The sequence below is a fragment of the Cognatundibacterium jejuense genome (assembly GCF_014284255.1).
In the GTDB taxonomy this organism is placed as follows: domain Bacteria; phylum Pseudomonadota; class Gammaproteobacteria; order Burkholderiales; family Burkholderiaceae_D; genus Undibacterium; species Undibacterium jejuense.
The window spans coordinates 158,522-182,876 of record NZ_JACOFV010000008.1; the positions used below are offsets into that span (position 1 = coordinate 158,522).

Here is a 24,355-nt window from a genome sequence, read left to right on the forward strand (position 1 = left end):
CAATGAAAAGGCCTTCCGTTTCCCGGCAGGCCTTTTTTATCGATAGTAATCAGGGAGCAGACATGGCAATTCAACTCGATCTGAGCTCTTTAGAAAATGCTCTGCAGCGACTTGTCGAAGCTTTGCAGGCGTATAAGGCAGACACTGGCAACACCCTCTACCGCGACGCCAGCATTCAGCGCTTTGAATTCTGCTATGAGCTGTCACACAAAATGCTTAAGCGATATCTAGAGCTTGCCGCAGCGAATCCTGTTGAAATCGACGAACTACCTTTTGCGGACTTAATCAGAACTGGCAGCGAACAAGGTTTGCTGCGCAGCGGCTGGGATCGCTGGAAAGATTACCGCAAGGCGCGAAGTATCACTAGCCACACTTACGACGAAAGCAAAGCAATCGAAGTCATGCAAATCGTGCCGGATTTTCTGTCAGAAGGACAAGCTTTACTACAGGAACTGAAAAAACGCGGTACACCCAAAACATGAGCCAACAACCGGACATTGATGTAACGGCAGAGCAATGGGCGATTATCGCATCGATATTGCAACGCCATGTTCCCAACGACACGGTGTGGGCATTTGGCTCACGTGCAAAGCACACAGCCAAACCCTACTCCGATCTTGATCTGGTGATCGAAAGCAAGGCAGGTTTATCTTTAAGCCTCATCGCAGCACTTGAGCATGATTTTTCGGAATCCGATTTACCATTCAAAGTGGATATCGCGGATTGGGCGACGATGAGTGAGGGTTTTCGTCAGCTAATAGACGACGATAAAGTGAAGGTCTGGCAATCTTTTTCACTTAAGCGAGATGAATAGCGAACTATTTTCGGCGCGACATTTACGTTAGTCTTTTCGCCTCTAGTTGTTCAATAAAATCGCTTATCGACTGCAAGTCGTCTTCAATGTTGTTTTCAACAACTTGCTCCAACCGATCAAATTCATGCCAATCGTGATCAAGTTCGTCGTCGTAATCTTCAAAGAATAATTCTGGTAAACCAACAGCATAAGCATCAAAAAATAAGTCGTCTAAAAGATTGGATTTTATTTTTTCTGTTAGGCTTTCCAAGCTGAGATCATGTGGATTTTCAAAATAAGCTTCGCCAAAATTTTTGAAATTCCCTGCATCACGATACATGTATAAAAATCTTACTTTCACGTTAGAACCTAAGAAAATCAATATTTAATTCGATAAAAATATATGTTCGTTATGCCAAGAAATGAATTTGTTTGAAGGTATAAATTTTTCAGGCAAAGAAATTTTCTTGCCGTCTAAATCTAATAGCCATTCAGATGTAAATTTATTCTTCTCTAATTTTCTAGCAGAAGAGGAAACCTTGACTTCGTAGTCGTGCGTAATTGTGATAAGCCCTTGATCAAACGCTTTATCGTGCAGCGCAGAAAGACATAAACCGTTGCGCGGGTTGAGGCGATTATCTTTATCAGATTTCCAAGGTACGATGTGACTAGCGACCAATAAACTTGGATGCGATAAACCAGTAATGCAGCAACGTCCAGAATATGCACTTAATACGGAGCGGCGAAAGAAATTTTGACCTACACGAATTTTTGTCTGCGCTACTTTTGTTTCGGCAGAGTAGTCCAATTCATCTTCGACAATTCCTAATTCTGTAGTGATGGCACTTTCAAGCAATGGCTGACTTGCCTCAACTAAGTTATCAACCATAGTCTGACTTTGCATCGCGAAAGAATTCCAATCATTTTGCATTTCATTCCACATTGCCCGATCTAATTTTGATGATCCCTTAAGCCCAACCCTACCCGTGTCGGTAATGAGTGGATCAAGGCTTGCAATGTTGACTAATTTCATTGCAAGGGCTGATGGAGTACGACCTATCAGCGCAGCGAGGCGAATAATATCGGGATTACGGCTATGAAACCGACCAAAAGGCATTTGACAGTACAAATTAAATGCGACCAACAATTGTTCCCTAGTCCAATGATTTGACGTTTCGCTCATTGATTTGTATTCCTAAAGGTTTTAGTTTGTGCCATGATAACCTGGTTATTTTGATAATTTAACGACTTCAGAAAAGAAATCTATTCAATTTCAAAAGAAAGCCCCACATGCTCATCTTCATCGATACAGAATTCACCGATTTCAAAGATGCCGAACTCATCAGCATAGGTTTGGTGTCTGAGTGTGGGCGGTATGAGTTTTATGCGGAGTTGCCGGTGAATCTGGCGAAGTGTAATGATTTTGTGGTGGCGAATATTGTGCCGCAATTGGGGCAGATGCCGGGGGCGCAATGTTCTGTGGCGGAGCTAAAAACACGGCTCGTTTTATGGCTGGAGCAATTTGCGGAGCAGGCGCCGGTGATTTGTTTTGATTACGATGGTGACTGGCGGCTGTTCTGCCATGCGTTAGATTATCAGGTGCCGTCTTGGTTACGTGGGAAGAATATTTATCCGTATCTGGATAAGGTGGCGTTGCAGATGTACTTTATCGATAATCAGCTAAAAGACCATCACGCCTTGCATGATGCGAAGGCGAATTGCCATGCGTTTGATATTGAAAAAGTGAAAGCTGATACGATGGAATTTAGAAAGTCGCGCTGAATTTAGCTGCCATCTTTTGTTGATCGACTTTGAGGTGGGCAGCGCCCAGATAGCAATGTTATCTGGGCGCTGCTTTTTTTGCTAAACCGCGGTGGTCTGGTACCACGGCATTTTTTTCGTCAGTTAGCGGAGCTTCATCGCCTCGATGGTTTTCACGATCGGTTCCGCGGTGACGGATACTTTGCCCGTGAACGGTTGGTCAACGATAAACACGATCGCTGTCAAGCCGACCAGACCAAAGACTTGAAGCAGGACGCCGATTTTGGTGACAACGCTGTTCAATGCCAGCCCAAACGCTGAAATGAGCAAGACACCAAATAAGATCGACAAATTGACCAACCAAAAGATGCTGTGCAAACCGAGGTGTGCGCGTTCGATACGGTTGGTGCGCAACTCGGCTAGTTCATTGGCATTTTTGAGAATCTGGGCAAAAATGACGGACTCTCTCAAGTTGCCTGGATTGAGTTTTCCCAGCTGGACGTCATACTTATTCAACAAATCGGCGGTGACGGCGGATGATTTTTTGATTTGCAATTGCGACCATTCATCATTCACGATGGACTGAGCATAACGCTGCAAATCAGCGCGGATAGTGCTGCTGTTGTTGTATTGGTAGAGTGTGCGATCGGCTTCTTCGAGTTTGCTCGCTTCGACGGACACGTTTTTGTCAGCACTGTCAAAATTATTGAGCACCATGACCAAAGAAAAGCTCAGCAATACCGCGCTCAAAGCCACCAGACCGGACTGCAAGGAGATCAGAAATTCTTTTTCATGATCGGACATTTTGCAAAGAAATTGGGTTTTTCGCGTGAGGTATTCCAACGAAAACAAGATCACTGCCGCGCAAATCATGCCTATCATCACGATGGCGAGATCAGGGAGTGTATAGAGCCAGCTAATCATTGTGCTTTCCTTTGTACCTTAATCGGTTCTTTTTGAAATTTTGTCCAGTACATCCACGATCAAGGTGGGTTTAATGCCGCTTTCACCTTTGAATGGTTCATCGAAGTAATAGGTCAAAAAGATCAACGAGGAAAAGCAGATCATTTGCAGCGCCATCACGATGTCTGCTGTTTTGCTGCGTTCAAAGAAGGCGGATAAGGTATTTTTGGCAAACATCAGCAGATAAATCAGGGCCCAGAAAATCATGGGGATTTCCAGTTTAGCGGCTTCCAGGCGTTCAGCACGGTAATCAGCCAGTGCATCGGCTAGCTTCACCATTTCGCTATAAATCGAATTTTCGCGCGCATTACTTGGTTTGAGCTGTATGATGCCTTTGGAAACGGGTTTAAACAGTTTGTTTGTGGTTTCGCTTTCATTACCCGATTGCATCGCATCCCATTCATCTTTGATGATGGAATTGGCATAGGTTCTGAGGCTGGCGCGGATGACACTGACGTCTTCGCTGCCACCGTAACGTACCAGCAAACGATCGAGGTTGTTAATGCGTACCGATTCCTGCCGGACAACCTGATCGGCCTGTTTAAAAGTGGTGACAGCCTGAACTAATGAAAAAGCAACGATCAGCGCCAGCGTCGTCGATACCGAGGTATGGATATTGAGTGCCAGATCGGATTTATATCCTGAGAAAAATTTATCCAGAAAAATTCTGGTGATTTTATGTTGGACAAACATTAAAGCCAGTGCAGCTACAGCAAAAATAGCCAGTTGTACCAGGCCTGGCAAGTTGTAAATAAGGTGCATCAATTTCTCCGCAATGGACTAAAAATATTTCTGGTGCGCACCATACCGGACAAATGCATTTTTAGCAAGACAAATTGATAAGTTTTTTAGCGTTTTTTCAATGTGCTTGATCCGTGAATACTTTGTGATCGAGACTGCAATCATCTTGGCACCTGCCCGGTAAGCGCGTCTGATCACCACAGATTTGTTGAACTCATGACGCGAAGGCAAATTGCCATGCGATTGATAGTGAAAAAGTGAGAGCGGATGCGATGGAATTGGGAACGTCGCGTTGAGTTGAACTGTCCGCTTATGTTGATTGACTGTTGAGATGTGTGGCGCCGGGCTATGTTTTTATCGCCGCTTAGGGGTTGGAAAAATCCAACCCCTAAGCCACATGCCATTACTTCTTATTTCAACTTAAACGCGCTAATCAACTGCACCAGATGTTCGACTTGTTCGCGCATGGTTTCGGTGGCGGCGGAGGCTTGTTCTACCAGTGCGGAGTTTTGTTGGGTCATGTCGTCCATTTGCGATACCGCCTGGTTGACTTGTTCGATACCGTCGCTTTGTTCCTGGCTGGCGGTTGAGATCTCCGAGGTGATTTGGGTGATCTGATCAACCGAGTTCATGATGTCGCCCATGGTCTTACCGGTTTGTTCGGCTAACAAGTTGCCAGATTCTACTTTGGCGACGGAGTCTTTAATCAAAGCAGCGATTTCTTTGGCGGCGCTGGCTGAGCGTTGTGCGAGGTTGCGGACTTCGCTGGCAACGACGGCAAAGCCACGCCCTTGTTCACCTGCGCGTGCGGCTTCGACGGCGGCGTTCAGGGCGAGGATATTGGTCTGAAATGCGATGCCATCAATGACGCTGATAATGTCGACGATTTTTTTGGAGCTGTCTTTAATCGACGACATAGTATCGATCACGTCGCTGACCACCTTGCCACCTTGGGACGCCACTGCGGATGCGGCGTGTACTAATTCATTGGCGTGTTTGGCGCCTTCAGAATTTTGCTTCACGGTGCTGGTCAGCTCATCCATGGATGCGGCTGTTTGTTCCAACGAGCTTGCTTGTGATTCGGTACGCGCAGACAAATCGGCATTGCCATCGGACATTTCCTGAGCGGAGTGGGCAATCATATTCGCACTTTGATGCACTTCATTGATCAATACGCGCAGCCCTTTACTGATGCCATTGATCGCGTGCATGAGTTGCCCAATCTCATCGACACGGGTTACGTTAAGCGACGCCGTGAGGTCACCATTTGCCATTTTGCTGGCGGCAAAAATCACTTGTTGCAATGGCGTGCTTAAGCGTATGCGCATGACCTTAAACATCAGTGCACTCAGCATAAATATGAGGACCATGCTGATCATTTGATAGCGCGTATTGGTACGATTTGATTCTGCTGCATATTCATCGGCATACATGCCGCCAGCGACCACCCAGTTCCAGCCTTTGACGGGGTAAAACGCGACGACTTTTTCTCTAACATCGGTCTCGCCTAATTCTGCATTGGTCCAAGGATAGCGCACCACCCCTTGCTTGCGTTCCAACATTTCTTTGATAAATTCGTGCCCGTTTTGATCTTTGGCATCAAGAATGTTTTTACCTTCTTTGGTCGGATGCAGTAAAAGATCGCCGTAGTTTTTTCCCTCGCGCGCATCGAGCGCAAAGAAGTAACCGGATTGACCTAGTTTGATCGAGCGAATTTTGGCCTTCATCTGATCAATGGCGGTCGTAAAGTCTTTACCGACAAATAAGACGGCAATCACTTTGCCATTGCTATCCAACACCGGATCGTACTGCGTCATGTACTGTTTACCAAAGAGCATCGCCAGGCCGGCATAGGATTTACCTTCTGTCAGCGCAGGATACGCCGGACTGGCATGGTTGAGAGGTGTACCGACGGCGCGTTCGCCTTTTTCGTTTTTCAGTGAGGTCGAAATGCGGATGAATTCATCGCCTTGTTTGACAAAGATGGTAGCGACGACGCCGATCTCATTGCTGAGTCGGTCTGTATTCGAGAAATCTCCATTCAAATCTTGCGTACCGGATTTAAGTACCGTTGTGCTTACGCCTGCGACATCAATAGTGCGGTTGGCATCCAGCGCAAAACCATCTTTGAAATTGCCTTTAAATACCTTGATGGCATCACTGGTTTGATTACGCAAATCTGCATCAAACAAATTGAGCATGTCGGCAACAAACTGCGTTCTGTCAGTGACATTCGCAATCGCTTGCGCTTCAGCCTGTTGCTTGAGGTTGTAATTTACGACAGACGTAAAAGAAAGCAAAATGATACTGAAAACAACGGTAATAATGAACGTGAGTTTGGATCCGACTGTCCATTCTGTATATTTTTTAAATCTTATTGACATGACATGGGGCTCGCTCTGGCTGGAAAACGAGTGTGATAGTATCAAAGAAAATATGGACGCAAGTTTCTAAAGAGCACTATTTGTCGTTGAATTTGTTGTGAAAATGAATGTCCAACGGCTGCCAGAATTGAACGATATTTAATTGAATATAATTTAAATCAATAAAACTTCGGAATTGAGTTTTTTTGGTCAAACAAAATAAGTCTACCCACGAAAGTGATGAAGTAATGATCAATAAAATGCACGTAAAAATGCTGCATCCTTGTCGCTTACCAAAACTATGCGCGCTGGTGTTCCTTGGCTTTTTCTGTGCAAGTGCTTCGGCACAAACGATGCCCTCCCCTGCATCATCTGTCGCCGAAGCACCACCGCCCGTGCCGATTCATCTCGACGTGGATAAAGTTAACGACAAAGTAATCAAGCAGGCTGCAAAAGAAATGAGCAAGGACGCTCCCCAGACCAACGTCAAACCCGACGTCTTTACGACGATGCATGATGATTTTGAGAAGAGTCTGGGTAATTACGAAAGCCGCAAAAAAATTTCTGGCTCGGTAGAAGCCGGTGTAGGTGTTGGCAACTTACCTTCAGTGCGTGGTTATCAATCGGAGAACGTGACATGCGGATACGCCGCGGCGGCAATCAACGATGAGATCAGCAAAAATACACAAGTCAGCGTGTATGCACAAACCAGTTCTTGCAAGACAAAATAATTTGTACTGTGGCTCACTCTCAGACCTTTTTTAACGTTTCTGCTATCCTCTGAAAACCATACATGACGACAACTCATCTCGCTGAAATCGCTGCTGAGCAGCAATTGCTTGCCTACAATGCCCGTGCTCTGGAACCGTTTCTGTCCAATTTTACGGAGGACGTTGAGGTATTTGAATTTCCGGCGACGCTGATGTATCAAGGAAAAGCGACAATGCGTGAACGTTATACGCTACGCTTCGCGGACGAGATTTTGCATTGTGTGATTGTGAAACGCATGGTTATGGGTAATACCGTGATCGATCAGGAACGTGTGCGCATGACCTTGCCTGAAGGACCGGGCGTGCTGGAAGCGATTGTGATTTATGAGGCACGTGAAGATAAAATTGCAAAAATCACTTTTATACCCGGCAAGAAAACGCCTGGTGAAGAGCTGTAAGCGGATTCAAGCGTAGGAGACCACGATGGAAATGAAACGTATCAATGCCGGCAAGCTGCGTGCCATAGGCTACGAGCCACGCGAACGCGTGCTACGGGTTGAGTTTGATGATGGCAGCGCGATTGATTATTCAGGCGTCGGCCAAGAGGTGTGGCGTCGGCTATCAAGCTCTGGTTCTGCGTGGAGCTATTACCGCGATAATATTGAAGAAGAATTTATGGGTAAGCGCGGCGTAGCGCGCTCTCAATCGCGTCCTGCCGGGCTTGATGATTTATTCAAGCCGCTGGGCGAAAATTAACAGTAATACAAATTATTAATAATCACTACTCAAGGAGAACAAGATGTCTCAACTTAAACTGACTTATTTCGACTTTCATGGCGGTCGTGGCGAACCGGTGCGACTTGCATTGGCAATTGGCGGCATTGCGTTTGAAGACCATCGTTTTACATTTGCTGAGTTTCCTGATGTGCGTAAAATCGCGCCGTTTGGTCAGGTGCCCTTGCTGGAAATCGATGGTGTGGTGATCACGCAATGCGATGCTATCTTGCGCTACGCAGGCAAACTGGCAGACCTGTACCCAACCGATCCTTTGCAGGCTTTATTGTGCGATGAAGTGATGTACGTTGTCGAAGAATCGACAGTCAGACTGGGCCCTACTTTCCGTATGACAAGCGAGGAACAAAGAGCTGCACGTCTGGCTTTGGTCAATGGTTCTATGCCAGTCTATCTGCAATGGTTAGAAAAACAATTGCTGGCACGCGGCGGCGAATACTTTGCAGACAACCGCTTGACGATCGCGGATTTAAAAGTGTTTGTGGATGTACGCGGCCTGAATTCTGGCCGTTTGGATCACGTACCGACCGACCTGGTAGAAAAAGTCGCTCCGGCACTCAACGCCCACATGAAACGTATCGCTGCATTGCCTGCGGTACAGGCGTATTACGCGAAGTTTGAAGCAAAATAATCGCTGTATTTGTGGGGCGGGTGCGACGCGCTCCAGACCAGACCTACTGGAGTCGTTGCAATATCGCCTTTCTTTTACTTTCTTTTGCTTTCTTTTCTTTGGCGACGCAAAGAAAAGAAAGCGGCTGCCGGACGACTCCCGGCTTGGTTCTACGAAATGTGACCGCTTTAGATATTGAAAATCAATGCAATAAAGATGAGGTTTGAATTACATTGGATAACAGTAATAACAATATCTACATTGCTCTTATTTATTTGCCTTGCAGGTATAGCTCGTCGTCGTTACTTTATCTACATTTCCCTGACCACAGGTTGCAATAGCTTGCTGTGACATCTCAGCGATACGTTTACCACCTTCCATATTGCTCTCACTGACTGAAACACAGGCACTCAGCGCACACACCATGGCCAGGATGCTGCAGATTTGCATTGTTTTGTTCATAGATTCTCCTCAAATTTTGTATGAAAGATTTTTTGCTGAACGATTATGCGTTTTACAAGCATTATTAGCAATAATTAGTTGTATTAAATCAACGGAAAAGCAGTGCGTAAGGCGGGTGCAACCTACCTCACAAAACGAAATGGCGCTAGCGTGAATGTCCGCCCCTTATTCCGAAAACTGCGACAAGCGCGCCTTCTGCTTCATCCGCGCTGGCGTGACCCCGTAGGCGGTTTTAAAACTCGCCGTCAGGTGGCTTTGGCTGCTGAAGCCGCAATCTTGAGCAATGCGTTCTATGGACAAGTCGGTACGGGTCAATAACTCGCTGGCACGTTGCAAGCGCAATTGCAAAACGTAGCGATGCGGCGTGACACTCATGGCTTGCAAAAATAAGCGTCGGAAATGAGGGGCGCTGACCCCGGCGTGTTGTGCTAACTCGGCAATTGGCAATTCTGCTGCCAGATTTTTTTGTATCCAGTTTAAAACCGCTTCCAGACGCCCGATTTGTAAAGTATCAGGGCGCATACCTTTGCCTGTCATGCCTTCTATCGTACGACAACTTTGCTCCACCATCAGCGCACTCAATTGCGTTAGATAGACCTCATCAGCCGCTCTGCCCTTGCTAAGTTCATCGACAATCTGCCGCGCCAGCGCATTGACGAGCGCATCGTTGAATGGGTAAAGCGTTGGTGTGCTGCTGATCAGATTTTGTAAGCGAATCGCATTGCGTGAATACGGTTCTAAAAAGTAAAAAATCGCCACATCGATGGCGCCACCAAATAGCCATTCAGTCGGACAATTGGCTTGCATCACCGCCGAAAAACTAGGGATAGAATCAAAGCCAGCTTCAGGTTGGTGGCCTTCATGCGCGCGCCCACCGCCCAGGTGCGAGAGCAAGACCATCGCGGGTAAGGCTGGTATCTGGCGCTGCGTCATCCGGAACAGGTAACGTTCAGCCCGCAAGGCAATACCATCATCTGAGCGAGTGCCAATTTCTGCGCTGACAACCGGCTTTACGCCAAGGATTTTGCTGACTTCTTCCCAGACTTTCATCCCACCTCCGATGTGCCGACGAGTAATCGCTCAATGACCACTAAATGATCGTTTTTTGATAAAAACAGGCTCAGTTTATCGCACTTTCGAACAACAGAAAGGCACAAAATGAACATACTGGCAGACCATATACCAACCATCAAAAGCGTCAGCAAAAAATAACGGAGACCTTTATGACAACCATCACCAATCACCGTTGGGTGAATATGCTGGAACGCAAGTGGCTAAGCCATAAGCGTTACTGGTATCTGATTTCGCTTGTATTACCAACATTACCGCTGGTATCTGCTTATACGGCAGTGCATTTTCAGCAAGGCGCATGGTTCTGGAGTGTGGTGCCAGTGGGCTATATGCTGATTCCGGCGCTGGATCTTGTATTTGGAAAAGATCACGCCAATCCCTCTGATGAACAAGTCGAACTGCTAAAAAGCGATCGCTACTTTGCCCGCGTGTTGTACTGCGCTACCGCTATGCATTGGGCTGCGATGATCGGCGTGGCGTATGTGGTATCACATTGGGAATGGTCATGGCCCGCAATATTGGGAGCAGGATTGAGTGCCGGATTGGTGAATGGTGTTGGCCTCGCCATCGGTCATGAATTGGGGCACAAAGTGACCGATGGCCAACAAACTTTGGCTGGCAAACTGGTCATCGCTTGTTGCGGTTATGGTCACTTTATCGTCGAGCACAATAAAGGTCACCACAAAGACGTTGCTACGCCTGAAGATCCGGCGTCAGCGCGTTTGGGTGAGTCGATTTACCGCTTTGCCTGCCGCGCGCTACCCGGCACTATGGTAAGGGCATTGAAGCTGGAAGCGAGTCGTTTGCAACGGCAGAATAAACATTGGTGGTCACCGCAGAATGAGATTTTGCAGCAATGGGCTTTTACTTTGGTTGCTTATGGTTTGATGCTGTATTTCTGGGGGGTAGTCTTGCTGCCGTATTTATTTCTGGCAGCGATATTTGGCTGGTGGCAGCTGACTTCCGCGAACTACGTAGAACACTATGGCTTGTTACGTCAGAAAGAGGCAAATGGTCGCTACCAACGGTGTGAGCCAAAACACTCATGGAATAGTAATTTCAAATTGTCGAATTTGTTTTTGGTTCATTTACAGCGGCATTCTGACCACCACGCCCATCCGACCAGACCGTATCAGGTGTTGCGCGATTTTGATGATGTGCCGCAATTGCCGCAAGGCTATTTTGCGATGTTCTTTCTGGCGCTGTTTCCGCCGCTGTGGTTTGCGGTGATGAATCAACGTGTGGTGGCGTGGGCAGCTGGCGACATGAATCTGGTCAACCTGGATCCGGCAAAGCGCGACGCCCTATTCCAACGTTATCATCAGCCAACATCAGAGAGCCCAGAATGAGCGCCTATCAATGCCCCGACTGCGGCTATATCTACGATGAGCAACACGGTTGCGAGCACGAAGGCTATCCGGCAGGCACGCGCTGGCAAGCGATTCCGGCGGACTTTCCGTGCCCGCAATGTTTTGTGCGTGAGAAACCGGACTTTATTGCCCTTACCGAGGATAAACAGGAAGGGGCAAATGTATGATTACTTCCACAGAAGCTGCTGTCTTCCGCCAATACTGCTGCGTCACTTGCGGAATGGTCTACGATGAGAAATATGGCTTATCGGAAGATGGCTTCCCTCCCGGTACACGCTGGGAAGATATTCCGGAAGACTGGACCTGCCCCGATTGTTCAGCCTCAAAAGGTGACTTTGTATTAATGGAATAGGAATAGGAATAGGATAAACAAAAGAAGATTGACACCTTAAACGTCATTTATTTTACTTCCATGCGTCCGCGCCTCTGCGTTGCGTGGTTTTAAGGCACGAAAACTTAAAGGTTTTAAAATGTAAGCGACGCACATGCTACAGCAGGATTGCACTAAAATGCAGGACTTTCCTGCCCTGCTGTCATCATGAAACCAACGCATCCACCCCACGCCGTCTCACATTTGCGCGCGAATCGCCTGTTACGTAGCACGCGGCCATTTATGGCGCGTGGCGGGCCGCATGGCGAGCGTTGTGCGGGCTGCCGACTGGTGTTAAGTCATTGTCTATGCCATCTGCGTCCCATCGTTGCTACACGCGCTGGGGTGTGCCTGCTGATGGCGGAACATGAAACCCTGAAACCCAGCAATACTGGTTGGTTGATTGCCGATGTAGTGCCCGATACCATGGCGTTTGGCTGGGCGCGTACCGAAGTGGACCCTGCTTTATTAGCACTGTTAGCAGATCCGCAATGGCAGCCATATGTAGTGTTTCCGGGAGAATTTGTCGCGCCGGAACGTGTCGTCGATCAATTATTGCCAGAAGCGAATGGCGATGAATGCGCCACCGTTCATCAAAAACGACCGTTGTTTATTTTGCTTGATGCAACCTGGTCAGAGGCACGCAAAATTTTTAAAAAGAGTCCTTACCTGCTGCCATTCCCCGTTCTCAGTCTGGCGCCGGAACAATTATCCCGTTATCGCTTACGCCGCTCTAAACGTGATGATCATTTATGCACTTCGGAAGTCGCCGCAGTATGCCTGGGCATGGCGGGTGATACGCTGGCAGCGCAGACGCTAGATGCCTATCTGGATGTGTTCAGTGACCATTATTTACGTGCAAAACAACAAATCAAAGTGAGTTGGGATGATGAATTGCATCAGCGTTTGCAGGCGATAACAGGATTAACACGTGCTAACATGAATAAACCTGACTGCGATAGCCCTCAAAACTAATCAAACTCATTTCTGTATGTTCTTTATGAAACAGCTGAAACGGTGGCGATATGTCCTGGCATTTTTCTACGCCGCGTTGTGTTCAACCACGCAAGCAAGTGACGACAGTTTTCCGGCGAAGTTATCGCGTCAGGAAAGACTGCAATTGGAACAAACGGTGTGTGGTGCTCAATACGGATTGGCGGTAGCAGAAATTGATGCCCGCTCTATGGAGGCCAATGGTCGCGCCAATTTTGCCGATGTAAAGTGCCGCCCGCATGCACAATTGGCAGGTCAACCCACGTATTACGTTGCCGTGTGCGGGCGGGATGGCAACCAATGGAGTTGTGGGGAGGCAGAATTAGAAACGATTGTCCCACTAGCTCAACGCAAATTGCTCGTACGTCCTGGCACAGTTGACCCTTTACGCGGTGTGACTACACTGAAAAAAATCAGTAGCTACGGATACTTTCAGGGACTCAGTATCGACAAAGCTTTGCAATCGACTTGCAATATGGGAATGGGTAACCGACCTGATTTGATAGAAATTTCTTGTCAACGCTGGTCGATCACGGTGTCGTTCTGGTGTCCACAAACCAAGCAAGATCCAACTTGTCCACGCGTAATTTATATGGCGGAGCATTAATATGAAAACCAGAAAACCAGGTCGCCTGTTCTGCATCTTTAAAATGCTGGAATGTGTGTTTCTATCTTGCCTACTGATGCCCCAAATCTCTGGAGCCGAAACCCCATTAATCAACGTTGAGACAGTCAAGGTGGCAAATGCCGACACGGTCATTGCGAAAAATCTGAGCCAAATTCCGATAACAGTCACTCTGACCTTGACTAGTGCCAACAATATCGCCTCCAGCACGAGTTGGCCGATTACACGTTTGATACCAGCAGGTGAAACGCTTGAACTTGTAAAAGTGTCGGCCGCAGATACGCAACAAGTGTATTCCTTTTATTTTAAGTACGAATATCTGATTGGTCAGCCAAATGCACAAGCCAAAACAAGTGCAATTTATGTGCTTCCGTTCAGATCTGACCGGATTTTTCAAGTTTCACAAGCATCGGATGGTCCGATTTTTTCTCATCATGATTTTGCGAGTAAATATGCCATCGACATTCTCATGCCTATTGGTACAACGGTGGTCGCCGCGCGCGACGGCATAGTCATTGAAAACGTTAATCAATTTCCTGACAATGGAAAAGCGGAGCCCGAATACAAAGATAAAGCAAACTACATCAGAATTTTGCATGATGACGGAACGTGGAGTTTGTATTTACATTTACAGCGGTTTTCTTCGCAAGTAGCCGTAGGCCAGAAAGTGACGGCTGGAACAGCAATCGCGTCGTCTGGTAACAGTGGATTCTCTACCGAACCCCATCTTCATTTTGCGTTACAAAAAAATGAAGATGGAAGTATTGTGTCATTTCCGATTCAATTCAAAAATGCCAAGAGCAACACCATTACGCCCACGTATCATACATGGCTATCAACTGGTGTGAACGATGCAAACTTCGTGCCTTCATCTAAGGCTAAACGCAGCGTCAAAAAATGTTCGCAAGATGGTGTTATTGACGATGCCGCTTTGCAGTGTATGAAGGGCTGTTGACAAGAATTACATCCAACTTAAGCACTGATTGCACAACAAAAAAACCGACCAGAAAGTGGTCGGTTTTTTACTTAACGATGATCGAAAAATACCTCGATCAATTTTTTTTATTTAGATGCGGCTGCTTTCTCAACTTGAGGTTTTGGTGCGATTTTTGTCGGCACTTTTGTAGCTTCTTTTGCAGCTTCTTTTGTGTCAACCTTGGTATCCGTCTTCACTTCCATTTTTTATTCCGCTCCTTTTTTTGAACCCATATGATGCTTCATATTGTTCTTTGTACCAGCTTCAAAGCCTTTAGGATTTGACGCTGAGGATGCTGCTGTAACTGCTGCCGGTGCAGTTGGAGCGGTCGAAGTGGTGCTACTAACAGAGGCTGATTTGGCAGCCGTCACTACAGCAGGTGTAGCTAATTTTTCAGAAGCCCCAGTTACAGGTGTTTGCGCAAATGCTGTGCCCATTGCGAAAGTCGTAGTGATGATAGCGGCGATAATCGTTTTCATGATGTGTCCTATTCTTTGATCGTTAATTTCAATACATTTTTAGGTTGATCTTTTACTTGATAAGGATTTATTTTCCGGTCGCAGTAGATGCTGCTGCGGCGACAACTTTAGCAACTGGTTTTGTAGTCGCTTTTGGATCAGCTTTTACTTCAGCTTTTTGCTCGCCTTTTGCTTCTGATCCAGCTTCTTTTTTTGCGTGTTTCTTGTGCTGAACTTTTGCTACTGGCGCTGCTACTTTTGCTTCTGTGCTTGCGCTTGCGGCGGGTGCTGCAGGTGCAGTAACGGCCGCTGGAGTAGCACTTGCTTTTGCTGGTGCTGTCGTTGCTGGTGTTTGGGCAAATGCTGTACCCATTGCGAAAGTAGTAGCGATGATAGCGGCGATGATTGTTTTCATGATAGATCCTTTTCTGTATTCAGTATTTAAATAGTGTGCTTACTTTTTGTAATTGACTTTGACAAATTTATTTCTTTGTTGCTGGTGTTGTCGTTTGATTGACAGCCACTTTTGTATCGGTCTTCGGTTCAACTTTTACATCTACTTTTGCATTCGCCGTTTCTTTTCCTAATGGCTTTTTTCCGATTTAGTGTCGACCTTAGCGACTGTGCCAACTTCATTTTTAGCATGTTTTTTATGAGCTACTTTAGCTACTGATGCAACTGGTTTTACATCGGCTTTTGCAGTGGTAGAAGCTGTCGAAGTTGCAGTAGTTACGGCTGCCGGTGCAACGCTTGCTTTCGCTGGTGCACTCGCTGCTGGTGTCTGGGCGAACGCTGTACCCATTGCGAAACTAGTAGCGATGATAGCGGCGATAATCGTTTTCATGATGAGTCCTGTTCTATAAAAAATATTGCTTATGTTTGAATGCTGCTTAACTGCTGTTTTTTTACTTTGCGTAGTGTGTCTACGTAAGCCAAGAACGCGGTCGAATAACAAGCTGTTGACAGCATTTTGTTGAATTCATTGGAATTGGTAGAGTCGTTCTAAACTAGCTTTTTTTAACAATTTTATGTCAACCGCCAAAGCACATTTTTTTCAGGTCATATTTAAATTTAGAGATGTTTATGGTCAAAGTAGATACCATATTGCGAAAAAAAAACAGCGCAGACCATTTCGATCTGCGCTGTTTTTAATCACCTAACCTCATTGATTGAGGCCGGATAAAAATTTATTTTTCTGATCCTGCTTTTGCATCAGTTTTGACATGAGATGTGGCAGCTGGTGTCGCTTCTGCAGCATCTTTTTTCGCATGCTTTTTATGCGATTTTTTTGCTACTGGCGCTGCTGGTTTTGCATCAGTGGTTGCACTCGCTGTTTGTGCCATTGCTGCGGCCGGTGTTGCAGTTGCTTTCGCTGGAGCAGACGCTGTTGGTGTTTGGGCAAACGCAGTACCCATAGCGAATGTAGTAGCGATAATAGCGGCGATAATCGTTTTCATGATAAGTCCTGTTCTTAAGTTTGCTTCAATGTTCTATGGTTTTACTGCTCTTGCGTAGTCAATCTACGTAAGCTAAGAACGCGGTCAGATGCATATCCGTTGACCTTCATTTTATAAATTATTTAAAGCAGCCTTCTAAGTAGATTTTTCGAAAAATTACGTCAGTCAAAAAATGGTGGATAACCAAAAAAGTATCCCCGTATCTCTTTACGTTTTTTTATGCAATGAATTTTGAGAGAGAGATTTCAGTAAAAAAACAGCGCAGATCATATTGATGTGCGCTGTTTATTTTTAGCCTCGATAATCGAGGCCGCGATTGAAAATGTATTGCAATTATTTAGCTGGTGCTAAACTAGCCTTGGATTGCGGGTCAGATTTAGCATCTGTTTTTACCGCAGTTGTTGTCTCTGCAGCTGGTTTTTTAGCATGTTTTCTATGTGCTTTTTTGGTCACTGGTGCTGCTGGTTTTGTCTCAGTTTGTGCTGTCATTGCAGGTGCTGGTTGAGCGCTGGTAACGACTTCAGGCTTACCTGCTGCGGTTGCGGTTGCAGCTGTTGGCATTGCTGATTTTGCGCTGCTGACAACAGATGCTTTTGTATTGTTCGTTACTGAAGCGGCTTGTGCGCTGGCGGCGCTGGTTAATGTGGTTGCGGCTGTGGTTGCTGGTGTTTGAGCAAACGCAGTACCCATAGCAAATGTAGTGGCGATGATAGCGGCGATAATCGTTTTCATGATAGGTCCTGTTCTTTCGTTTGCGGTTCAATGTTCTTGGTTTTTACTAATCTTGCGTAGTCAGTCTACGTAAGCCAAGAACGCGATGAACAAGATATGTGTTGACATGGATTTGAAGAAAATTATGGAAAATCGTTAATCGTGTCAAATGCTTGATTTTGCCTTAGTATGACAAGGTAAGAAATTCTTTCCATCTGACCGATCAAAAAGTGAAGGAGTCAACAATGACGATTGCAAATTGGTGTGTCCTGGCAGCCTGTTTATTACCGATATGTACGGTCGGGCTGGCCAAAGCCGGATCGGCAAAAAAATCTGCTGGCGTATCTCGCTACGATAATAATAATCCGCGTGAATGGGCTAATCATCTTTCGGGATGGCAGCAACGCGCTCAGGCCGCACAAAATAATGGCTGGGAAGCACTGCCACTATTTATTGCGGCGGTTGTCCTGGCACAGCAAGCGCATGGTGATCAAGGTCGGATTGATACGCTGGCGTTAGTGTTTATTGGTTTGCGGGTTTTATATGTCGCCGCCTATTTGATGAATGCAGGTACAGTTCGGACTTTGATCTGGACCGCTGGCGTTGCAAGCTGTATCACCATCTTCTTGCAGTCAGTAACCTAAACGCCGTTTGAATCGCTTAGAAAGTTGCCACAATGGATGAACAAGCATTGCAAGGTATGTTAATAGGCCTGTTACCGACACCGGCTTACATTTTTGGTGCGATCGTGTTTGGCATTATTGGCTTCGTCGCGTATCGCTTTGGTAAAAAGACGGCGCGTTCAAAAATCAAATGGTTGGGCGTCGTTTTGATGCTTTACCCTTACGTCACCGGTAGTGATACGCGCTTGCTCTATTTGGTGGGCTTAGTTTTGTGTGTGGCTTTGTACTATTATCGGAACGAATAGGTTTTAGTAACCGGGATGTGAGGGGCGCAAAGCAACGACCTGGCTAGTTGGATCCGCCCCGCCGACAAGAATAGGTCGAGTTCAAACAGTAAGTATCTTTTCCATCTCTTCAAATTGAAGATTATCGACCAGCATCTGTTCTTTGCCATTGTCTTTAGGAAATGGTTTAAATCTTCCGGTGCGCAGGTAGCCACGGCGTTGATAGTAGGCAATCAGTTCTTCACGCACACTAATTACGGTCATCCAAATTTTATTGATGCCCCACAACTTGTGCGCGTGCTGTTCTGCGGTTTGCATAAAATGCTTGCCTATACCATTGCCTTGCAAGTTCGGGCGCACTACAAACATGCCCAGATACGCGGCATCATCGTTTTTTTGTAAATGGACGCAGCCTATTATTTCTTGCTCTTGCAGGCACAAGAGAATAACGGAATCCCTGGCGGCAATTATTTCCAGCACTTCTGCGGCAAAAATCCGCGAGCCCTCTAGCAAATCTGCTTCTGTCGTCCATCCCTGACGGCTAGTTTCGCCGCGGTAGGCGCTGTTTACCAGTTGCGCAACGACTTCCGCGTCTTCATTACTTGCGTGGCGAAAACTCAGATGTTGAAAGGTGACAAATTCAGTCTGCAAATCAGGGAATTGTAGTGTCATGGGTACTCAAAATGATGAAACGTTGATCAACTTATTGCAAACCGTATTGCGAATCAAATAGGCATTGTGAGGCGGAATTCATTGCCATTTGAAATTTATGAATTGTTCACATTTGCGACTCAAAAATCATGCAGCTTTTATAAAAAACCCGCGTAACATTATATAACTTTCTCCCCTGGTCGATCCGATACTTCCCATCAACTTTGCAGATGAATGCTCCCAAAGTGACTTCTATTCTCTTCGTATGTATGGGCAATATTTGCCGCTCACCAACAGCCGAAGGTGTGTTTTTAGCCAAAGCGAAAGCGGCCGGTTTATTGGATCAACTCATTGTTGATTCAGCGGGTACACATTTGCACCACGTGGGAGAAGCGCCGGATCCGCGTGCTCAGACGTACGCTTTAAAACGGGGAATTGATCTGAGTATGCAGCGGGCCAGACAAGTCAGAGCAGACGATTTTGTGAAATTTGATCTGATACTCGCGATGGACAGAAATAATCTGGCCTTGCTAGAAGCCGCTTGCCCATTGCCATATCGGCAAAAATTAGGGCTGCTCATGCGTTACGCTCAACATAACAATAACACCGAAGTGCCTGACCCATATTACGATGGTGGCCGCAGCTTTGATCTGGTGCTCGATTACATTGAGGACGCTACCGAGGGTTTATTGCACGATTTACAGGTCGAGTCGCGGTCTTAAGGCTTTTTTAGCACATAGGTGCTCACAATTCCTTCCTTAAATTTAATTATTAAAATACCAATTTTAAGGAATATAGGAGCTACGCAGAATAGTTCCGGCAAGACATGCGACGACAGTAAAAGGAAACGGCTAGGAGTTATAACGCTGCTGGGGCAGTTTTGCGTAAGCCCAAAAGATCTTGTCATTCTTATTCCATACTGACTGGTGCCCCCGGAAATACACTTTTTTGCCGCTCAACCTCAAAAAAGTGCATTTCATCCCTCAATTAACGCAACTTAAGTCATTGGTACTTGTCTGAGATGCCACAGTGCATAATACTGCACCATCCCTGAAGTCCCGATTATTTCAACAGCGTAAGAGACCCGCCATGTTACGTAAAACATTGATAGCCATCGCCATCGCAGCGACGCTTGCAGCTTGTAACAATAATAAAGAGCCAGAAAAGGCCAATACTGCCAGTGCAACCACTGTCGCAGACAAAGCTAGCACTGATAAGAAGGAAAAACCCGCCGTCAAATTACTGATTGCACCTGAAGATACGGTGAAAATCGCTTCCAACGCTATGGTATCTGGTCCGGTTGTTACCGGGTCAATACAGCCGGAACGAAAAGCCGATTTACGCGCTGAGGTACAAGCGATTGTTTTGCAAGTGTTAAAAGAAAATGGCGACGTCGTCAAACGGGGTGATATTTTGGTCAAGCTGGACGAGACATCGATCCGCGACAACCTCAATTCCGCCGAAGACAATGCGCGCAGCGCGGCACTATCCCTGGAGCAGGCGGATCGTTCTCTGCAACGCCTCAAAACCTTGCGCTCATCAGGTATGGCTTCACTACAAGCATTGGATGATGCTGAAGTCAAAGTCGATGCTGCCAGAAGCGAATTGTCGGCTTCGAGAGCCCGTGCTACCAACGCGCGCCAGCAATTGCAACGTACCGTCGTGCGTGCGCCATTTGATGGTGTCGTTAGCGAACGTAAGGTCTCTGCAGGTGACACGGCATCATTGGGTAAAGAGTTAGTCAAAGTCATTGATACCAGCAGTATGCGTTTTGTCGGCAATGTTTCTGCTGATCGCATCGCTCAGGTCAAGGTCGGCCAACCGGTCAGTTTCCGGGTCAATGGCTACGCCAATCAGGAGTTTCACGGCAAAGTAACACGGGTCGACCCGGCAGCGAATGATGTCACGCGCCAGGTTGAGGTCTTAGTAGGATTCGCCGATAGCAATCAACCCAAAGTGTCTGGATTGTTCGCAGAAGGCAATATCGAATCAACCACGATTGATGCGTTGACACTTCCAGAAGGTGCCATTGTCAAAGCAGGGGATAAGTCCTATGCCTGGCGTGTCGCTGGCAACAAATTGAAGAAGGTTGATCTGGTATTAGGAAAACGCGATCAACGTTCTGGCAATGTTGAAATCCGCCAAGGCTTATCTTCCGGCGATTTGGTGATGCGCAGTCCAGGCTCGAACTTTAAAGACGACCAGAACGTAGAAATGGCGGTTGCTAAAGTCGCCGCTTCAGCCGCTGTTCATTCAGAAGGAAACTAATTATGTTTTTATCTGATTTCAGTATTAAACGGCCAATTGCGACGATCGTCATGATCATCGCGCTAATGGCGATGGGGCTGTTGGCACTCAGCAAATTGCGTGTCAATCAAAACCCTGATGTCGCGGTTCCCGGTCTGTCTGTCATCATCACTTATCCCGGTGCATCACCTGATACTGTTGAGCGAGACATCATCAATCGCCTTGAAAAATCCTTAATGAGCGTTCAGGGCGTCAGCGAACTCAATGCTTCTGCCAATGAAGGTGTGGCGACGTTTGACATCATGTTCGATTTTAAAAAGAACATGATCGAGGCGTCAGATGAAGTACGTAATGTCATTTCCAGTGTGCGCTATAAGATGCCAACGGAAATGCGTGAGCCTGTTATTCAACGTTGGGACCCATCGGCAGAGCCCATTCTGAATCTGGCATTGTCTTCCAGCAAAATGACGCATGCTGAAATTTCCCGGCTGGCAGAAGATACATTAGCGGACAAATTGCGCGGCGTCCCGGGTGTTGCTACCGTGATCGTCAATGGTTCTTTGAAACGTGAATTATCTGTTTTAGTCAGAGCAGAGAAATTACGTGAATTCAATGTCTCAATAGGCGAAGTAGTCAATGCTCTACGCAATCAAAACAGCAATGCCCCGGTAGGTAAGCTGCGTGGCGACCTTGAAGAAGAAAGCATACGTCTTGTCGGTCGTATTGAGTCACCAGAAGAATTTCAAAGCATTGTGGTAAAACGTAACGGCGATCAAATTGTCCGGCTTGCACAAGTGGCGACGATAGATGATAGTTTTGCGGATATTAATGGCTTATCGATACGTAGTGGCAAACCCAATGTCGGTATTCAAATCACGAAATCACGCGAAGCCAGTACGGTTTCAGTAGCCAAAGAAGTACACAAATTAGTTGATGAAATTAATAAAGATTTTGAAAAAAATCATCCTGGAACCAAAATTGAAATCACCCGTGACGGTGGTAAAGAAGCGCAAAATAGTCTGAACAATGTCGTCGATTCATTGGTACTGGGTGCCTGTCTGACGATTTTTGTGGTCTACGCGTTCTTGAACTCATGGCGTTCAACCTTGATCACTGCCTTGAGTTTGCCCACCTCAGTGGTAGCAGCCTTTATCGCTGTTTGGTTGTGCGGTTTTACCTTGAATTTCATGACCTTGCTTGGTTTGTCATTAGCGATTGGTGTATTGATTGACGATGCGATTGTGGTACGCGAAAACATTGTGCGACATATGCAAATGGGCTCTGATCGTCGCAAAGCAGCACTCGAAGGTACGGCAGAAATTGGTTTGGCGGTGGCAGCAACAACGTTCTCCATTATTGCGGTATTTATTCCAGTCGCATTTATGCCAGGTATGCCGGGTGAATGGTTCCGTCCGTTTGCGTTAACGGTAACATGTTCCGTGCTGGTCAGTCTGGGTATCTCATTTACACTTGATCCTATGTTGTCAGCGTACTGGGGTGATCCGGTCGATCATCACACTGCACCAAAAAAAGGTATCAGCAAGGTATTGGCACGTTTTAATGACTGGTTTGATAGCCAGGCTGACCGCTATAGCCGCGTTATTGCCTGGGCTTTGCACCACCGCCGTTGGATGGCTGCGATTGCCTTCATTAGCCTGGTCACAGCATTAGGACTGCAAGCGCAATGGGGCGGCACCAGCTTCTTACCGCCGACCGACTCGGGCAACTTAATGATTCAAGTCCGTACGCCTGCTTCCTCCTCGTTGGAATACGCCAAATTGAAAATGGAAAGAGCCGCAGAACTTGCCCGCTCTATCAAGGAAGTCAAAGAAACCAATAGCAACATTAATCCTGCTGGTGGTCGTATTTATGTCGATATTGGCAAACGTACAGAGCGCAAACGTACTGCAAAAGAGATCGCTGTCGAATTGCGAGAAAAAATCAAATCTCTGGTCGGTGCCGAATACGTGGTGCTAGATGATCTCAATAACGGTGCACAAAAGCCGGTACAGATCGAATTCACCGGCCCGGATTCTCGTAAGCTGTTAGAGATTACCGGCGCCTTTATGGAAAAATTGCATGACGTTCCTGGTGCTGTTGATATTGGTTTGTCGCAGCAAGATCCTAAGAAAGAGTTAAAGATAGAACTCAATCGTGGTCTGGCCAATTCTATGGGTATTTCTTCTAGCGATGCTGCACAGGCTTTACGTGTTGCGTTTGCTGGTATTGAGGTTGGTGATTGGGTAGATCCGACGGGCGAAACCCGCGATGTCGCCGTGCGCTTGCATCCAGATGATCGCATCAGCAAAGAAAATATCGAACGCTTACCAATCGCTGTCACAGGCACAAACCAAATGGTGCCGCTAGATCAGATTGCGACCATCAGCATGGGTAAAGGCCCGTCCGGGATTGAGCATAACAAAGGTAAGCGCACGATTACCGTGTCTGCCAATGTACAAGGTCGCTCGAATGGTGAAGTAATTGCGGAAGCTAAAAAACTGGCTGAATCTTTCGACTACCCGCCTGGATATGGCTTGGCAATTGCCGGTTCTGGTCAGGATCAGGAAGAAGTATTTGGTGCGATGGCAATTGCGCTGCTGTCTGGCATCGGTTTAATGTATCTGATTCTCGTCATGCAATTTGGCTCGTTCACGGCACCAATGGGAGTAATGTTATCCCTGCCATTGTCCTTGATCGGTGTGGTGTTGGCTTTGTTAGTGACTGGCAGCACCATCAATTTGATGAGTCTGATTGGTGTGATCATGTTGATGGGGTTGGTCGCAAAGAACGCGATTCTCTTACTTGACGCAGCACGTAAAAATGAAGCCGATGGAATGGAACGAGAAGAAGCCTTGATGCAAGCCGGTCGGGTACGTTTACGCCCGATTCTGATGACGACCTTTGCCCTGATTGCTGGCATGATGCCGGTAGCTCTGGGCTTGGGCGAGGGTGGCGAGTTTTACCGTCCACTGGCGATCGCAATTATCGGTGGCACCATCACTTCGACCTTACTGACTTTGTTGGTGGTACCGACGTTCTACGACAGCATAGAAATTGCACGTGAAAGCATGATGAAAAAAATGCGTGCTCGTATGACCCGTTACAACTCTATCGTTGGTTTTGCGATGACAATGTTGGAAGCACTATGCACACTGTTGTTGCTGCGATTTGTGTATCGCATGCTGGGCAAATTGTTTGGTTTGGTATCAGGTCGTACTCGCCGCTCACATATCAACATGAAAGCAGTGAGCTCAGAGTCGAATTGAACACCTGACTTGTTCCTCCCGCTAGAGAGTTCTCCCATTTTCGCTCTCTGGTATTTGA

The 24,355-nt window shown here is 46.6% G+C and carries 31 protein-coding genes; 18 read left to right on the forward strand and 13 right to left on the reverse strand.

What is annotated here, in order from left to right; translation table 11 throughout:
- Window positions 1–62: 62 nt before the first annotated feature.
- Window positions 63–482, forward strand: coding sequence for a nucleotidyltransferase substrate binding protein (locus H8K32_RS10350; protein ID WP_186912419.1), 420 nt, complete (start codon window positions 63–65; stop codon window positions 480–482).
- Window positions 479–814 carry a nucleotidyltransferase family protein gene (locus H8K32_RS10355; protein ID WP_186912420.1) on the forward strand — a complete coding sequence of 112 codons (336 nt, stop codon included), beginning with the start codon at window positions 479–481 and terminating at the stop codon, window positions 812–814. The genes H8K32_RS10350 and H8K32_RS10355 overlap by 4 nt, the downstream gene beginning before the upstream one ends.
- Before the next feature lie 22 nt (window positions 815–836).
- Here H8K32_RS10355 and H8K32_RS10360 read toward each other — a convergent pair whose 3' ends face one another.
- Window positions 837–1,133 (reverse strand): hypothetical protein, encoded by a 297-nt coding sequence (locus H8K32_RS10360; protein WP_186912421.1) that lies wholly within the window; start codon window positions 1,131–1,133, stop codon window positions 837–839.
- A gap of 45 nt (window positions 1,134–1,178) precedes the next feature.
- Window positions 1,179–1,976, reverse strand: a complete 798-nt coding sequence (locus tag H8K32_RS10365) for an HNH endonuclease (protein WP_186912422.1) — start codon at window positions 1,974–1,976, stop codon at window positions 1,179–1,181.
- Window positions 1,977–2,083: 107 nt separating this feature from the next.
- Between H8K32_RS10365 and H8K32_RS10370 the strand changes: the two genes are divergently transcribed.
- The gene (locus tag H8K32_RS10370) at window positions 2,084–2,575 is read left to right on the forward strand and encodes a 3'-5' exonuclease family protein (protein WP_186912423.1); all 492 of its coding nucleotides are present in this window, start codon (window positions 2,084–2,086) and stop codon (window positions 2,573–2,575) included.
- Between the two features lie 123 nt (window positions 2,576–2,698).
- Here H8K32_RS10370 and H8K32_RS10375 read toward each other — a convergent pair whose 3' ends face one another.
- From H8K32_RS10375 to H8K32_RS20585, 3 genes are all read right to left on the reverse strand, one after another.
- Window positions 2,699–3,478: a bestrophin-like domain gene (locus tag H8K32_RS10375; RefSeq protein WP_186912424.1), complete on the reverse strand. Its 780-nt coding sequence runs from the start codon at window positions 3,476–3,478 to the stop codon at window positions 2,699–2,701.
- A gap of 18 nt (window positions 3,479–3,496) precedes the next feature.
- The gene (locus H8K32_RS10380) at window positions 3,497–4,279 is read right to left on the reverse strand and encodes a bestrophin-like domain (protein ID WP_186912425.1); all 783 of its coding nucleotides are present in this window, start codon (window positions 4,277–4,279) and stop codon (window positions 3,497–3,499) included.
- 389 nt (window positions 4,280–4,668) lie between these two features.
- Window positions 4,669–6,642 carry a methyl-accepting chemotaxis protein gene (locus tag H8K32_RS20585; protein WP_281388519.1) on the reverse strand — a complete coding sequence of 658 codons (1,974 nt, stop codon included), beginning with the start codon at window positions 6,640–6,642 and terminating at the stop codon, window positions 4,669–4,671.
- A 227-nt stretch (window positions 6,643–6,869) separates the two neighbouring features.
- Between H8K32_RS20585 and H8K32_RS10390 the strand changes: the two genes are divergently transcribed.
- The 4 genes from H8K32_RS10390 (at window position 6,870) to H8K32_RS10405 (ending at window position 8,754) form a co-directional block, all read left to right on the forward strand.
- On the forward strand, window positions 6,870–7,352 hold the full coding sequence (locus H8K32_RS10390) for a hypothetical protein (protein ID WP_186912427.1): 483 nt from the start codon (window positions 6,870–6,872) through the stop codon (window positions 7,350–7,352).
- A 62-nt stretch (window positions 7,353–7,414) separates the two neighbouring features.
- On the forward strand, window positions 7,415–7,789 hold the full coding sequence (locus H8K32_RS10395; RefSeq protein ID WP_186912428.1) for a nuclear transport factor 2 family protein: 375 nt from the start codon (window positions 7,415–7,417) through the stop codon (window positions 7,787–7,789).
- A 25-nt stretch (window positions 7,790–7,814) separates the two neighbouring features.
- Window positions 7,815–8,087 (forward strand): KTSC domain-containing protein, encoded by a 273-nt coding sequence (locus H8K32_RS10400; RefSeq protein WP_186912429.1) that lies wholly within the window; start codon window positions 7,815–7,817, stop codon window positions 8,085–8,087.
- Between the two features lie 43 nt (window positions 8,088–8,130).
- A complete protein-coding gene (locus tag H8K32_RS10405; protein WP_186912430.1) occupies window positions 8,131–8,754 on the forward strand; it encodes a glutathione S-transferase family protein in 624 nt (207 codons plus the stop codon).
- 246 nt (window positions 8,755–9,000) lie between these two features.
- On the opposite strand, the gene H8K32_RS10410 is transcribed toward H8K32_RS10405, so the two are convergent.
- Both H8K32_RS10410 and H8K32_RS10415 read right to left on the reverse strand, forming a co-directional pair.
- Entirely contained in the window at window positions 9,001–9,195 is a 195-nt protein-coding gene (locus tag H8K32_RS10410; protein WP_186912431.1) for a hypothetical protein, read from the reverse strand.
- A gap of 165 nt (window positions 9,196–9,360) precedes the next feature.
- On the reverse strand, window positions 9,361–10,245 hold the full coding sequence (locus H8K32_RS10415) for a helix-turn-helix domain-containing protein (RefSeq protein WP_186912432.1): 885 nt from the start codon (window positions 10,243–10,245) through the stop codon (window positions 9,361–9,363).
- Between the two features lie 173 nt (window positions 10,246–10,418).
- Between H8K32_RS10415 and H8K32_RS10420 the strand changes: the two genes are divergently transcribed.
- From H8K32_RS10420 to H8K32_RS10445, 6 genes are all read left to right on the forward strand, one after another.
- A complete protein-coding gene (locus H8K32_RS10420; protein WP_246447260.1) occupies window positions 10,419–11,615 on the forward strand; it encodes an alkane 1-monooxygenase in 1,197 nt (398 codons plus the stop codon).
- Complete coding sequence (locus H8K32_RS10425; RefSeq protein ID WP_186912433.1) at window positions 11,612–11,803, forward strand: rubredoxin; 192 nt, start codon at window positions 11,612–11,614, stop codon at window positions 11,801–11,803. Before H8K32_RS10420 ends, H8K32_RS10425 begins: the two co-directional genes overlap by 4 nt.
- Window positions 11,800–11,988, forward strand: a complete 189-nt coding sequence (locus H8K32_RS10430) for a rubredoxin (RefSeq protein WP_186912434.1) — start codon at window positions 11,800–11,802, stop codon at window positions 11,986–11,988. Before H8K32_RS10425 ends, H8K32_RS10430 begins: the two co-directional genes overlap by 4 nt.
- A 186-nt stretch (window positions 11,989–12,174) precedes the next feature.
- Window positions 12,175–12,981, forward strand: a complete 807-nt coding sequence (locus H8K32_RS10435; RefSeq protein WP_186912435.1) for a tRNA-uridine aminocarboxypropyltransferase — start codon at window positions 12,175–12,177, stop codon at window positions 12,979–12,981.
- 25 nt (window positions 12,982–13,006) lie between these two features.
- Window positions 13,007–13,606, forward strand: coding sequence for a hypothetical protein (locus H8K32_RS10440; RefSeq protein WP_186912436.1), 600 nt, complete (start codon window positions 13,007–13,009; stop codon window positions 13,604–13,606).
- 1 nt (window position 13,607) lies between these two features.
- A complete protein-coding gene (locus tag H8K32_RS10445) occupies window positions 13,608–14,579 on the forward strand; it encodes a M23 family metallopeptidase (RefSeq protein ID WP_186912437.1) in 972 nt (323 codons plus the stop codon).
- A gap of 227 nt (window positions 14,580–14,806) precedes the next feature.
- On the opposite strand, the gene H8K32_RS10450 is transcribed toward H8K32_RS10445, so the two are convergent.
- From H8K32_RS10450 to H8K32_RS10470, 5 genes are all read right to left on the reverse strand, one after another.
- A complete protein-coding gene (locus H8K32_RS10450) occupies window positions 14,807–15,079 on the reverse strand; it encodes a hypothetical protein (RefSeq protein ID WP_186912438.1) in 273 nt (90 codons plus the stop codon).
- 67 nt (window positions 15,080–15,146) lie between these two features.
- Window positions 15,147–15,473 (reverse strand): hypothetical protein, encoded by a 327-nt coding sequence (locus H8K32_RS10455; protein WP_186912439.1) that lies wholly within the window; start codon window positions 15,471–15,473, stop codon window positions 15,147–15,149.
- A gap of 168 nt (window positions 15,474–15,641) precedes the next feature.
- Window positions 15,642–15,902 carry a hypothetical protein gene (locus H8K32_RS10460; RefSeq protein ID WP_186912440.1) on the reverse strand — a complete coding sequence of 87 codons (261 nt, stop codon included), beginning with the start codon at window positions 15,900–15,902 and terminating at the stop codon, window positions 15,642–15,644.
- 343 nt (window positions 15,903–16,245) lie between these two features.
- The gene (locus tag H8K32_RS10465; protein WP_186912441.1) at window positions 16,246–16,515 is read right to left on the reverse strand and encodes a hypothetical protein; all 270 of its coding nucleotides are present in this window, start codon (window positions 16,513–16,515) and stop codon (window positions 16,246–16,248) included.
- A 333-nt stretch (window positions 16,516–16,848) separates the two neighbouring features.
- Entirely contained in the window at window positions 16,849–17,247 is a 399-nt protein-coding gene (locus H8K32_RS10470; RefSeq protein WP_186912442.1) for a hypothetical protein, read from the reverse strand.
- Between the two features lie 224 nt (window positions 17,248–17,471).
- On the opposite strand from H8K32_RS10470, the gene H8K32_RS10475 reads away from it, so the two are divergent.
- Both H8K32_RS10475 and H8K32_RS10480 read left to right on the forward strand, forming a co-directional pair.
- A complete protein-coding gene (locus H8K32_RS10475) occupies window positions 17,472–17,870 on the forward strand; it encodes an MAPEG family protein (RefSeq protein WP_186912443.1) in 399 nt (132 codons plus the stop codon).
- Window positions 17,871–17,902: 32 nt separating this feature from the next.
- The gene (locus H8K32_RS10480) at window positions 17,903–18,154 is read left to right on the forward strand and encodes a hypothetical protein (protein ID WP_186912444.1); all 252 of its coding nucleotides are present in this window, start codon (window positions 17,903–17,905) and stop codon (window positions 18,152–18,154) included.
- A gap of 81 nt (window positions 18,155–18,235) precedes the next feature.
- Here the strand turns inward: H8K32_RS10480 and H8K32_RS10485 are convergent, their stop codons facing one another.
- Window positions 18,236–18,805 carry a GNAT family N-acetyltransferase gene (locus H8K32_RS10485; protein WP_186912445.1) on the reverse strand — a complete coding sequence of 190 codons (570 nt, stop codon included), beginning with the start codon at window positions 18,803–18,805 and terminating at the stop codon, window positions 18,236–18,238.
- Window positions 18,806–19,014: 209 nt separating this feature from the next.
- Between H8K32_RS10485 and H8K32_RS10490 the strand changes: the two genes are divergently transcribed.
- From H8K32_RS10490 to H8K32_RS10500, 3 genes are all read left to right on the forward strand, one after another.
- Window positions 19,015–19,506 carry a low molecular weight protein-tyrosine-phosphatase gene (locus H8K32_RS10490; RefSeq protein WP_186912446.1) on the forward strand — a complete coding sequence of 164 codons (492 nt, stop codon included), beginning with the start codon at window positions 19,015–19,017 and terminating at the stop codon, window positions 19,504–19,506.
- A 367-nt stretch (window positions 19,507–19,873) separates the two neighbouring features.
- Window positions 19,874–21,052, forward strand: a complete 1,179-nt coding sequence (locus H8K32_RS10495; RefSeq protein WP_186912447.1) for an efflux RND transporter periplasmic adaptor subunit — start codon at window positions 19,874–19,876, stop codon at window positions 21,050–21,052.
- Window positions 21,053–21,054: 2 nt separating this feature from the next.
- Entirely contained in the window at window positions 21,055–24,297 is a 3,243-nt protein-coding gene (locus H8K32_RS10500; RefSeq protein WP_186912448.1) for an efflux RND transporter permease subunit, read from the forward strand.
- Window positions 24,298–24,355: the final 58 nt, after the last annotated feature.